At 67.1% G+C, this 11,823-nt stretch carries 11 protein-coding genes and 1 pseudogene; 3 read left to right on the forward strand and 9 right to left on the reverse strand.

Annotated elements, in window-relative coordinates:
• Positions 1–33 precede the first annotated feature (33 nt).
• The 4 genes from AC1RJ9_RS25935 to AC1RJ9_RS25950 all read right to left on the reverse strand — a co-directional run bounded on the left by AC1RJ9_RS25935 (position 34) and on the right by AC1RJ9_RS25950 (position 1,930).
• On the reverse strand, positions 34–213 hold the full coding sequence (locus tag AC1RJ9_RS25935; RefSeq protein ID WP_125159561.1) for a DUF1328 domain-containing protein: 180 nt from the start codon (positions 211–213) through the stop codon (positions 34–36).
• Positions 214–337: 124 nt separating this feature from the next.
• Complete coding sequence (locus AC1RJ9_RS25940) at positions 338–958, reverse strand: superoxide dismutase (RefSeq protein ID WP_492841252.1); 621 nt, start codon at positions 956–958, stop codon at positions 338–340.
• A 232-nt stretch (positions 959–1,190) separates the two neighbouring features.
• Positions 1,191–1,589, reverse strand: a complete 399-nt coding sequence (locus AC1RJ9_RS25945) for a DUF883 domain-containing protein (protein WP_492841254.1) — start codon at positions 1,587–1,589, stop codon at positions 1,191–1,193.
• Positions 1,586–1,930 carry a hypothetical protein gene (locus AC1RJ9_RS25950; RefSeq protein WP_492841256.1) on the reverse strand — a complete coding sequence of 115 codons (345 nt, stop codon included), beginning with the start codon at positions 1,928–1,930 and terminating at the stop codon, positions 1,586–1,588. Before AC1RJ9_RS25950 ends, AC1RJ9_RS25945 begins: the two co-directional genes overlap by 4 nt.
• A gap of 200 nt (positions 1,931–2,130) precedes the next feature.
• Between AC1RJ9_RS25950 and AC1RJ9_RS25955 the strand changes: the two genes are divergently transcribed.
• Entirely contained in the window at positions 2,131–3,969 is a 1,839-nt protein-coding gene (locus AC1RJ9_RS25955; protein ID WP_492841258.1) for an HWE histidine kinase domain-containing protein, read from the forward strand.
• Here AC1RJ9_RS25955 and AC1RJ9_RS25960 read toward each other — a convergent pair.
• Positions 3,953–4,077 (reverse strand): annotated as a pseudogene (locus AC1RJ9_RS25960) (hypothetical protein); the annotation flags it as partial. The gene AC1RJ9_RS25955 and the pseudogene AC1RJ9_RS25960 overlap by 17 nt on opposite strands.
• A 4-nt stretch (positions 4,078–4,081) precedes the next feature.
• The gene (locus AC1RJ9_RS25965; protein ID WP_492841260.1) at positions 4,082–5,278 is read right to left on the reverse strand and encodes a CaiB/BaiF CoA transferase family protein; all 1,197 of its coding nucleotides are present in this window, start codon (positions 5,276–5,278) and stop codon (positions 4,082–4,084) included.
• Positions 5,279–5,402: 124 nt separating this feature from the next.
• Between AC1RJ9_RS25965 and AC1RJ9_RS25970 the strand changes: the two genes are divergently transcribed.
• On the forward strand, positions 5,403–6,029 hold the full coding sequence (locus AC1RJ9_RS25970) for a DUF4142 domain-containing protein (protein WP_492841262.1): 627 nt from the start codon (positions 5,403–5,405) through the stop codon (positions 6,027–6,029).
• Positions 6,030–6,032: 3 nt separating this feature from the next.
• On the opposite strand, the gene AC1RJ9_RS25975 is transcribed toward AC1RJ9_RS25970, so the two are convergent.
• Genes AC1RJ9_RS25975 through AC1RJ9_RS25985 form a run of 3 tightly spaced genes read right to left on the reverse strand, consistent with a single transcriptional unit; the run spans position 6,033 to position 10,932 of the window.
• Complete coding sequence (locus AC1RJ9_RS25975) at positions 6,033–6,458, reverse strand: PaaI family thioesterase (RefSeq protein WP_492841264.1); 426 nt, start codon at positions 6,456–6,458, stop codon at positions 6,033–6,035.
• Positions 6,455–10,039, reverse strand: coding sequence for an ABC transporter permease/M1 family aminopeptidase (locus AC1RJ9_RS25980; RefSeq protein ID WP_492841266.1), 3,585 nt, complete (start codon positions 10,037–10,039; stop codon positions 6,455–6,457). Before AC1RJ9_RS25980 ends, AC1RJ9_RS25975 begins: the two co-directional genes overlap by 4 nt.
• Before the next feature lie 14 nt (positions 10,040–10,053).
• A complete protein-coding gene (locus tag AC1RJ9_RS25985; protein ID WP_492841268.1) occupies positions 10,054–10,932 on the reverse strand; it encodes an ABC transporter ATP-binding protein in 879 nt (292 codons plus the stop codon).
• A gap of 207 nt (positions 10,933–11,139) precedes the next feature.
• Here AC1RJ9_RS25985 and AC1RJ9_RS25990 point away from each other — a divergent pair, with 207 nt between their 5' ends.
• Positions 11,140–11,820, forward strand: a complete 681-nt coding sequence (locus AC1RJ9_RS25990) for a fumarylacetoacetate hydrolase family protein (RefSeq protein ID WP_492841270.1) — start codon at positions 11,140–11,142, stop codon at positions 11,818–11,820.
• The last annotated feature ends 3 nt before the right edge of the window (positions 11,821–11,823 follow it).

Genomic DNA, 11,823 nt, shown 5'->3' on the forward strand with positions numbered 1-11,823 from the left:
CCGCGCCGTTCCGCCGTTTTGTCTCGGTCCTACCTAGCGTGGCGCGCCGCGCCCGCCTCGGAAGAGGTGGCTGACCAGCGACACCAGGAACAGGATCAGGAAGACGTAGAATAGGATCTTGGCGATCCCGATCGCGGTCCCGGCGATGCCGGTGAAGCCCAGGAGGGCGGCGATCAGGGCGACCACCAGGAAGGTCACGGCCCAGTTCAGCATGGGTCTCTCCGGATGAGCCCGGCCTTTCGAGCCGGGGCGTTGTCTTTAATCAAGGCCATGGCCCCGCTTCGAGAAAACGCACCCGACTCCCGGGCGTTCCGGAAATTAGTCGCCGAGCATGGCCCTATTCCGGAGCCGGATAGGCCCAGCCTTGCGAACCCGACTTGGCCGCGGCGTACTGGCTGTCGGCCAGGGTCCAGTTGATCAGGTTGTCGAAGACCGCTTCCAGGAAGCCCTTCCGCAGGTTCTGGTAGTCCAGATAGTAGGCGTGCTCCCAGACGTCGGCGACCACCAGGGCCGTGAGATCCTGGGTGACCGGGCTTTCGGCGTCGTGGGTCGAGATGACCTTCAGCGCGCCCGAGGCGTCCGAGACCAGCCACACCCAGCCCGAGCCGAAGTGGCCGATGCCCTCGGCGACGAACTTTTCCTTCAGGGCGTCCAGGCCGCCGAAGGTCGAGTCGATGGCGGCGGCCAGATCGGCGCCCGGGGCGGTCTTGGTGGGCGAGAGGCCGTCCCAGAAGAAGGCGTGGTTCCAGGCCTGGGCGGCGTTGTTGAACACCTTACCCGGACCGGCGCCCTTGATCACCGCTTCCAGCGAGCCCTTGTCGTCGCCGTTCAGCAGGCCGTTCAGCGCGGTCACATAGGCCGCGTGGTGCTTGTCGTGGTGGAAATGGAGGGTGTTGGCGGAGATCGTCGGCTCCAGCGCGTCGTACGCGTAGGGCAGGTCCGGCAGCTTGTACGTCATGTTCACTCCATGGGAAGGCGTTCCAGGGAGGAGGGAACGCGCGGGAAGCATCTAGAGCCCACCAGGACAAAGCGTAAGCGGTTTCACCGCCGCAAGCCGCCAAGGCGCGCTCAAATTTTCGAGATAGATTCCCTTGAAAACTTAGGGTTTCCGGGAATCCGAAGACCAATGCTCCAAGACAAACGCCACCGAACGGATCCGGTGGCGTCTGTCTTGAACAACATTGGCGTGATCAGCGCTGCGGCGGCTTCGGGTCCAGGAACGCCTTGGCCAGCGAGGCGGTCAGGGTCGGGTTCTTCAGCGCGAAGATCCCGGCGGCCAGACCGATGCCGATCGACATCAGCGGCCTGTCGCGCACGATCTCGATGACCTTGCTGGTCATGTCGAAGCCCTGCTGCGGGGCCTGTTGGTTGTTATGATGACGACCTTCGACCTTGCGGGCGGCGATCATGCCGGCGATGGCGACGATCAGGGCCGCGACGGCCGCGACGATCGCGGCCGCGCCGGCTGCCGTCACCAGCGGAACCAGCACGGCGTAGATCGCGAAGGCGGCGGATACGACGGCCACCGCGGCGGCGGCGGCGATCGCCGCGGCCGCGGCCAGCGTCATCAGGGTCTTTTCGAAGATCACCGGTTGTTGCTGCGGCCGCCGGAGAGCAGCAGGCCGATCAGCACGCCGACGCCGAGACCGGCGAGGGTGGCGGTGATCGGACGCTCACGGATACGCTCCGAGGCATAGCGCTGGGCGTCCTCGATCTGCTGGCCGGCGGTGTCGGTATAGGTGCGGCTCTGGGCGCGCAGGGTTTCGAAGCCTTCCGAAACCGACTTCTCGACGCGCTTGGCGGCTTCGGTCAGCGAGACGCGGGCGGCGTCGGCGGCGTGGGCGAAGCTGCGCTCGGCGTGTTCGACGGCCTCGAGCGTGGCCGACTTGGCCTTCTCGGCTTCCTTGGCGGCGGCGGGACTGGCGGGCATGATCATCTCCTGTTCGCGACGCGACCGACCTGGGGCGCTGAAGCTGCGCCTCGTCAACGCCTGCTCGACGTCGGGGTTCCACGTTAGCGCAAGGGCCCAAGCTTCACCACTGTGGAATCCCCGGTTGAGCGCGGGCGAGGCCCGAAAAGAAGCGTCCAAAGGCGCTCGCGCTAGACGCGAAGCGGGTCTAAGGTCGAATCATGGAGGACGCCCCCATCGTCAGCGACGAGCGCCAGGAAGCCGCCCGGCTCAACGCCTTGAAGGCCTTGAACATCCTGGACAGCGCGGTCAACGAGCCTCGCTTCCTGCGCCTCGCGCGTCTGGCCGCCCGGCTGTTCGATGCGCCCAAGGCCGCCGTCGTCCTGGTCGACGAGGACAGGGTCTGGCGCAAGGCCTTCGTTGGCTACGCCGGCCCCGAAGGACCCCGCGCCGGCGACCTGGCCGACCAGGTCGTGACCGCCAACGGCCCCGTCGCCCTCGGCGCGCCGATCCGCGACAAGCAGGGCCATGTGCTGGGCGCCCTGGTGGTGGAAGGCCCAGGCGCGAGCGGCCCCGCCTCCGACGAGGATCTGCAGGCCCTGGAAGACCTGGCCGACCTGGCCGCGGAAGGCCTGGCCGACCAGCCATGCCTGGCCCGCAATCTCGAGAGCGAGCGCCTGGACCTGGCCATCTCGGCCGCCAGCCTCGGCGAGTTCGAGTGGGACATCAAACGCGACGTCTTCAAGATCAGCCCCCGCCTGGCCAAGATCTCGAACGTCGAGCCCGGCGAGATCCCTGCCGAGGACGGCGACGCGCTCTATCAATACCTGCATCCCGACGATCGGGCCTGGCTGAAGGAATCGATCGACGAGCAGTTGGCGGAAAGCGATCGCTACGAGGCCGAGTACCGCCGACCCAGCGGCCCCGACGGCCGCGAAATCTGGAACCATGGTTCGGGCGTCATCGTGCGCGACGCCAATGGCGAGCCGGCCTATCTGATCGGCGTCGTCCAGGACATCACCGAGCGCAGGGCCGAAGAGGATCAGCGCGAAAACCTGGTCGCCGAGCTGGACCACCGCATCAAGAACCTGCTGGCCGTGGTTCAGTCGGTGGCGGCCCAGTCGGCGCGCAAGTCGGCCTCGCTGGACGTGTTCCTCAAGACCTTCGCCGCGCGGCTGAAGTCGATGAGCTCGGCTCACGACCTCTTGACCGCCGCCCGCTGGCGCGGCGCGACCCTGGCGCGGATCGCCGCCGCCGAACTGGGCGGTCTGGCCCCGACCCAGACCCGCTGGGACGGGCCGGAACTGTTCCTGACGCCGCGCGCGGCCTCGGCCCTGTCGCTGGCGCTGCACGAACTGGCGGTCAATGCGATGCGCTATGGTTCGCTTTCGACCGAGAACGGCAAGGTCGAGGTCGTCTGGCGGCGCACGCCCGAGGGCGGCTTCGCCCTCGAATGGCTGGAGACCGGCGGTCCGCCGGCCACCGCGCCAGTCGCCAAGGGCTTCGGCGCCACCCTGATCGAGGACGTCGCCGGCCGCGAACTGGGCGGGTCGGCCAAGATCAACTACCGCTCCAGCGGCGTCACCGCCATGATCCAGGGCGCGGCCGAGGCCCTGGCCGACGCGCCGCCGATCGAGCCGGCCGAGGTCGCTCCCGAACGCATCGTCGAAACCGTGGTCGCCGCCGACGAGACCGTTCGTCCGGGCGCCATCGCCGGCCTGAAGGTGCTGATCGTCGAGGACTCGCTGCTGCTGGCCCTGGAGCTCGAAGCCGGCCTGGAGGACGCCGGTGTCGTGGTGGTCGGCTGCGCGGCGGAACTCAACGAGGCGCTGTCGATGGTCGAGATGGACTTCGACGTCGCGGTCCTGGACGCCGACCTCAACGGCCAGTCGGTCGCGCCGGTGGCCGAGATCCTGCGCACCATGGGCCGGCCGTTCGTGTTCGCCACGGGCTATGCCGACAAGGCCGCGCCGATGGGGTTCGACGCCCCGATCGTGCGCAAGCCCTACAACGTGCACCAGATCGCGCGGGCCGTGGCGGGGGTCACGGGGCGGGCTTGATCATCAGCGGGACCGACACCTCGTCCTTCGACAAGCTCAGGATGAGGTTTCTTACTGAACCGCCCCGAAAGTAGTCCTCACCCTGAGCCTGTCGAAGGGCGAGGACGGGCCCTCAGATAGCGCCCCGCTTCCGCAGCCCCTGCACCGCCTCCGCGCTCATCCCGGCCACCTGCGTCAACACCGCCTCCGTATGCTCGCCCAGCGTCGGTCCGGTCCAGCGCACCCCGCCCGGCGTCTCCGTCAGCTTCGGGAAGGCGTTCTGCATCTTGATATGCCCGAACACCGGGTGCGGCGTGGTGACGATCGACTCCCGCGCCGCGAACTGCGGATCGGCGATCATGTCGGGCGCGCGGTAGATCCGGCCGGTGGCCAGGCCCGCGGCCTCTAGCTTAGGCAGCAGGTCGTCGATCTCCTGGTCGGCCGTCCAGGCGGCGATGCGGGCGTCGAGTTCGGCTTGGTGCGCGCCACGCGCGGCATGGTCGCGGTAGCGGACATCGTCGGCCAGATCCGGCCGGCCCATCAGGTCGCAGAGCCGCCTGAACAGGGTGTCCTGGTTGGCGCCGATCAGGACCAACTCGCCGGACTTGGTCGGATAAACGTTCGACGGCGCGATGCCGGGCAGCACCGCCCCCGAGCGCTCGCGGACATAGCCGGTCAGGTCGTATTCGGTGATCAGGTTCTCCATCACCGTCAGCACGCTCTCATAGATGGCCACGTCGACCACCTGGCCCCTGCCGGTGCTCTGGCGGGCGTGCAGGGCCATCATCACGCCGAGCGCGGCGTTCAGGCCCGACAGGCTGTCGCCGATGGAGATTCCGGCCCGGGCCGGCGGCCGGTCGGGTTCGCCGGTGATGTGGCGCAAGCCGCCCATGGCCTCGCCGACCAGGGCGTAGCCGGCGCGGCTGGCATAGGGCCCCGTCTGGCCGAAGCCCGACACCCGCGCCATGACCAGACCCGGATTGGTCTTGGCCAGCGCCTCATAGCCCATCCCCCACTTCTCGAGGGTGCCGGGGCGGAAATTCTCGACCACCACGTCGGCCTTGGCGATCAGGGCGCGGGCGATGTTCCGGCCTTCGTCCGTACGCAGATCGACGGTGACGGATTTCTTGTTGCGGCCGATCACCGGCCACCAGGGCGACAGGCCCTGAGGCTTGGAGCGCCCCCATTGGCGCATGGGGTCGCCGACCTTGGGATCCTCCAGCTTGATGACCTCGGCCCCGAAGTCGCCCAGCACCTGACCGCAGAACGGCCCGGCGATCAGCGAGCCCATCTCGATCACCCGCAATCCGGCTAGCGGACCCTGCGTCATGCGATTCTTCCCCCACCCTTGCCGGAACCGTTCACGGCCCCGTGAAGTTTTGTTGGTCACACGGCGTCGCGCGCGTCGCCTGTCCACCAACCTCTAAGAAAAACGCACAGGGAAAGACAGAGCCATGAACCGTCATATCATGTTCGGCGCCGCCGCCATCGCCGCCCTCAGCCTGGCCGCCTGCGGCCAGAAGGCCGAAGAGACCAAGGGCGCCGCCACCCCGGCCGAACAGGCCGCGACCCCGGACGCCAATCCGGCGGCCACCGTCCCGACCCCGGCGGACGAGACCAAGGCCGACGTCTTCGCCATGAAGGCCGCCGACAGCGACATGTTCGAGATCGCCGCCGCCAAGCTGGCCGCCACGCGCTCGACCAATCCGTCGGTGAAGAAGTTCGCCGCCGCGATGGAGAAGGCCCACATGGCCACCAGCGCCGAGCTGAAGTCGGCCATCGCCGCCTCGGGCGCGGCCATCACCCTGCCGACCGTCCTGTCGGAAGACGCCCAGGGCAAGATCGACGACCTGACCAAGGCCGACGCCAAGGACTTCGACAAGAAGTACGCCGACGGCCAGGTCGACGCTCACCAGTCGGCCCTGAACCTGCTGCAGCGCTACGCCCAGGACGGCGACACCGCCGCCATCAAGGCCTTCGCCGCCGCCACGGCCCCGAAGGTCCAGGAACACCTGAACATGGCCGAGGGCCTGAAGAAGGGCTTCGACACCGGCGAGGACGTCGCCAAGGCCCGTCAGTAACGGTCAGGGAATGGCGTAGGCGACCGTCGCCTTGGCGGCGGCCCGCTGGCGCCCTTCCGTCCACATCAGGACATCGGCCGTCGCGATGCGGCGGCCGAGCTTGAGCAGGGTCCCCTCGGCGTAGAGATCGCCAGGCTGGCAACCTCTCAGGAAATGAATGTTGAGCGAGGTGGTCACCGCCATGGCCACCTCGCCGATATGCGCCAGGACCAGGGCATAGGCCGCGGTGTCCGCCAGCGTCATCAGGGTCGGTCCTGAGATCACCCCGCCCGGCCGCAACTGCCGGGTCTGATACGGCAGCTTCAAGAGGACGCGTCCGGCCTCGACCTCCACGACGGAGGGCATGTGCTCGGCGTCGGCCTCCGGAAACGCGGACCGCAGGAACGCGTTCAGCGCCCCCGCGTCCATCCGGATCGCCGGCCCGCTCATCCGCCGACCTTGACCGTATTGTCGTCGCCGTTGCGGTCGATCACCGTGTTGTACGGATCGACGCCCGCGAACGTCGGCGCCCTGGCGGTCGTGAAGGTGAAGGTCTGGACGCCCGAGTGGATCGGCCGGCGCTCATAGACCACCACGTCCCTGGCGTCGAAGCCCTTGTCGCCCGGCTTGGCCGTGAACAGGCCGATATCCATGGTCTCGTTCAGCGCGGCATTGGTCTCCTTGCCCTTGCCGTCGGCGTATTTCTTCTGGGCGTCGACCGTGATCGTCACGTCGAACCTGCCGTCCGCCCGCTTCTTCACCGCCGCGCTCTTGGTCTTCAGGTCGTAGAGCGTGATCCTCTCGAACAGGTCGGTGATCAGGGCCTGCTTGTCGGCCGGGGCCTCGGCGCGCAGGGCGGTCAGGAAGTCGGTGGTGATCGGATAGGGCGCGCCCTTGAAGGCGTGGTCGGCGATCAGCTTGCGCAGGGCGCGGTTGACCGTCTCCTCGCCGATCTGGTCCTGCAGCCGGTACATGACCAGCGAGCCCTTGCGGTAATAGACGTAAGGCTGGTTCTCGACCTTGTAGAGCGGCTGCTCGTCGATGACGTCGCCGCCCCGCGCGCGCAGATAGCTGTCCAGCTCGAACTTCAGGAACTTGCGGATCTGAGCCTCGCCATAACTCCGCTTCATGACCATCAGGGCCGAGTACTGGGCGAAGGTCTCCGAAAGCATCGCCCCGCCCTGCTGGTCGGCGCCGATCACCTGGTGGGCCCACCACTGGTGGCCGATCTCGTGCGCCCCGACATAGGTGACCATGTCGATCTTGGTCGGGTCGCGATAGTCGGAGATGAAGAACATCCCCTCCGACCACGGAATGGTGTTGGCGAACGACTGGGCGAACTGGGCGTAGTCCGGGAACTCCTGGAAGCGCAGCTGCCGGAACTGATACGGGCTGAAATTGGTCCCCATATAGTCCAGCGACCGCTTCATCGCGGTCTTCATGCGCTCGATGTTCCAGGGGTGCTGGGCGTCGTAATAGACCGCCAGCTTCACGCCCTTGTAGCGTTCCTCGGCGACCTGGTAGCGGGCCGACTGGATGGAGACGAACGGCATGATCGGCGCCTCGGTGACGAAGCGGGCCACGCGGCGACCGTTCCTGACCGTGTCCGAGACCTTGTAGCCCGGCGCGATCGGGGTCTGGTCGGCCTCGGTGGTGACGGTGATGTCCGAGGTGATGAAGTCGGCGTCCTTGCGCAGGCCGTTGAACTGGCGGGACGGAACGTCGCCCAGCTTGGCCATGCGGCGCTCGGGCGGCAGGCCGTACTTGCGGCGCTTGGCGCGGTCCTGCAGCAGGCCGTCGCGGGCCATGCCCAGGATCGGCGCGATCTCCAGGTTGTTGACGAAGGTCCCGTTGTCGACGACCCGGCTTTCCTGGTCGCTGTTGGGGAAGCCCCGCTGCGAGCGCAGGGTGATGAAGCTCATCTTGCGCCGCTCGCCCGGCTGCATCGGCGTGTCGAAGGCGAAGATGCGGTAGTTGAAGCGCTCGAAGGTCTTCTTGGGTCGCGCGCCCTCGATCGACAGGCCCTTGACCGCCAGGTCACGGTCGAAGCGGACGTGGATCTCCCTCAGCGGCGCGCCCGTCTTGTTCTCGATGACGTACGAGCCCTTGGTTTCAAGGCTGGGTTCGTGCGGCTTCAGGTCGACGTCGAGGGTCATGGCGACGATCTTGGGCTGCGGCGTGTTCTCGAACGGCAGCAGGGTCTTTTCGTAGTCGGCCTGCCACTTCTCGTTGTCGATCTTGGTCCGGTAGTCGTTCCAGACATTGGTGTTGACGTAGATGAACGCCCCCAGGCCGACGAAGGCGACCAGGGCGCCGCCGATCAGCAGGCCCGCGACGCCGCGCAGGCGCAGCGGCAGTCGGCGCAGGCGCGGCAACAGGCGGCTCTCGGTCCCGCGACGCCACAGACCGTAGGCCAGCACGAGCAGCACCACCGCGAAGGCCGTCCAGTAGGCCCGCAGCCACCAGGCCCCGATCCAGAACTTGCCCAGGCCGTTCATGTCCGAGAACGGCGTGTCGGTGGTCGAGCCGTAGTTGTAGAGCTTGGACTCGAAGCCCAGATTCACGAACGTAATGGTGGTGACCAGATAGATCACCATCAGGCCCCAGCCGATGAACTTGTGCGGGCTGATCGTCTGCAGGAACACCGCCAGCACGGCCAGCAGGATCCAGTCCACCGCCTGCGGCAGCACGTACCAGATCAGGTACTTGTCGAGCTCCAGCTTGAAATAGCCGTGGAAGATCTGGCTGAGGATGGCCGCGAACACGCTGACCAGCAGGGTCGAGACCAGGACGAGGCTGATGGCCAGGGTCTTGGGCGCCACGAAGGCCCAGTCGGGCACGGGGGTGGCGTCGATGATCTCGTGAGTCTTGCGCTCGCGCTCGCGCCAGACCAGCTCGCCGGAATAGTAGATGGCGATGATCATCGGGATCAGGCCGAACGAGCCCAGAAGCGGGCTCAGCAGCACGCGGGTGACCGGATAGATCACCCCGCCGTAGCGACCGGCGTCGGTGGCGAACCACAGGGCGCCCATGGCGTTGGCCAGCCCCAGGAACAGCAGCACGAAATAGGCCGGGCTCTTGAACACCTGGCCCATGTCCAGGCGCGTGCGGACCACAAGTTGGGCCCAGGCCGTGGCGCGGTCGAACTTCGGTTGCGGCAGCGGACCGGCGATCAGGACCGGCGCGGCCTTGTCCTCGGCCTTGCCCTTCTTGACCTTGGCTTGCCCCGAAAGATCGGCCGACTGGAAGCGGAACAGGCTGTAGGCCAGCGTCAGGAAGCCGGCCGACAGCACGACCGCCAGTGCGCGGTTGAACAGCAGCGCCCCGGCCAAGGGCGGGATCACCGCGTTGCGCTCGCTGGCGGTCCAGTACTTGGTCGCCAGGCCGTAGGCCGCGGTGCCCATCGGCTCCCAGTAGGCGGCGATATTCTCGAACTCGGGCTTGTCCAGCGCGATGTTGGCGATGATCCACAGCACCATGAAGGCGACCACGCCGACATAGGTCCACATCATCGAGCGGGTGATCGTGGCCAGGGCGAAGAACAGCGCCGAGGTCAGCAGGATCGACGGCAGGGCCAGGGCGAAATAGGAAAACAGGTAGGCGTGCAGGTCATTCGGGCCCAGGCGCTCGGGGTCGATCCACGGCATGAACGAGCCGATGAAGATCGCCAGCGGCACGGCCAGGAACGAGATCGCCGCCGCCAGGAAGGCCCCGGTGAACCGGCCGTACAGATAGTCGAACTTGCGGATTCGCGTGGAGCGCAGGATCGGCCCGAAGCCCGTCTCGTCGTCGCGCACCACCACATTGGCCACGAAGGCCGTGGTCACGAACATGTAGAAGATCGACAGGATCAGGTGGGTCTGGGCGATCGCGAACGGGGCGTTCTTGTGGATGTTGCCGCCGCCGCCGATGCGGATCTGGTCGATCGTCGCCGCCCCGAAGGTCAGCAGGAAGAAGATGACCGCCACCACCCAGAAGACGGGCGACTTCAGCTGGTAGCGGAGCTCGAAGCCCGCGATCTTGCGAAACATGCCGTCGCTCCCCGTCAGGCCGCCCGCCGGGTGGTCGAGAGGGTGGAGAAGTAGACGTCCTCCAGCCCGCCCTCGATCGGCGTGAAGCCATTGCCGGGATTATCGTCCGACAGGATGTGGATGACCGTGCGGCCGGCTAGCAGGCGCGTGGAGATGACCTTGTACTGGGCCTTGGCGGCCTCCAGCTCGGTCTTGTCGATCAGCTTCTTCCAGATCCGGCCCTTCAGCTGGCCAACCAGGTCCATCGGCGCGCCCTCGCGCACGATACGGCCGTCGCAGATGATGGCCATGGCCGGGCAGAGATCGGAGACGTCCTCGACGATGTGGGTCGACAGGATCACCACCACGTTCTCGCCGATCTCGGCCAGCAGGTTCAGGAAGCGGTTGCGCTCCTCGGGGTCGAGGCCCGCCGTGGGCTCGTCGACGATGATCAGGCGCGGATCGCCGATCAGGGCCTGAGCGATGCCGAAGCGCTGGCGCATCCCCCCCGAGAAGCCGGCGATGGCCTTCTTGCGCACGTTCCACAGATTGACCTGGTTCAGCAGGTTTTCGACGGTTTCCTTGCGATCCTTGGCGCTGGCGATGCCCTTCAGCACCGCCATATGGTCGAGCATGTCGTAGGCCGAGACCCGCGGATAGACGCCGAAGTCCTGCGGCAGGTAGCCCAGCGTCTTGCGCAGTTCCTCAGGCGTCTTCAGCACGTCGATGTCGCCGAAGCGGATATGGCCCGAGGTCGGGGCCTGCAGGGTGGCGATGGTGCGCATCAGGGTCGACTTGCCGGCGCCGTTCGGACCGAGCAGCCCGTACATGCCGCGGGGGATCGTCAGGCTGACCTCATCCAGGGCGCGCACGCCGTTGCCATAGACATGGGTCAGGTTCTCGATGATCAGCATAACGGCCCCCGAATATAAACGCGCCCACTACCCCAGCGCCGACATGACTCGACGGTGACGACTGGGGCAAGTGAAAGAACGTTTAGGCCATGGGTTCAACCGCGGGATTTCTGAACAGCGGCCACTTTGCGGCTCTTGGGGTTCGCCGGCGCTGTTTGAACCGCACAGGGGTTTTGGGCGGCGGCTTTTGGGTCTAAACGAAGCGCCATGACGACCTACGCCTTTCCCCCGCACGCCATCCCGACGGTTCCGGTGGAGGGATCGGACGCGGTCTTCCCGGTCCGCCGGATCCTCTGCGTGGGCCGCAACTACGCCGCTCACGCCCGCGAGATGGGCGCCGACACCCGCGATCCGCCGTTCTTCTTCAGCAAGCCCGCCGATGCGGTGGCGCCGCTGAAGGGCCAGATCGCCTATCCGCCGGCCACCAACGACCTGCATCACGAGATCGAGCTGGTCGTGGCCCTCAAGAGCGGCGGCGCGAACCTGACCCCCGACCAAGCCCTTGAGGCCGTGTTCGGCTACGCCGTCGGCGTCGACCTGACCCGCCGCGACCTGCAAGGCGCGGCCAAGGCCAAGGGTCATCCCTGGGAGGCCGGCAAGGCTTTCGACGAGAGCGCGCCGATCACCGCCATCCGCGTGATGGACGCCCCGCCCCCCGAGGCCGCCGTCACCCTGTCGGTCAACGGACAGGAACGCCAGCGCGGCGAGGTCGGCGACATGATCTGGAACGTTGGCGAGGTGATCGCCAAGGCCAGCGAACTGTGGACCCTGGCCGCCGGCGACCTGATCTTCACCGGCACGCCCGAAGGCGTCGGCCCCATCGCCCGCGGCGACAAGATCGTCGGCGAGGTCGAGGGCGTCGGCCGCCTTGAATTCACGCTCGTCTAGGAG

It is taken from the genome of Caulobacter sp. GW822-FHT07D08 (genome assembly GCF_058798735.1).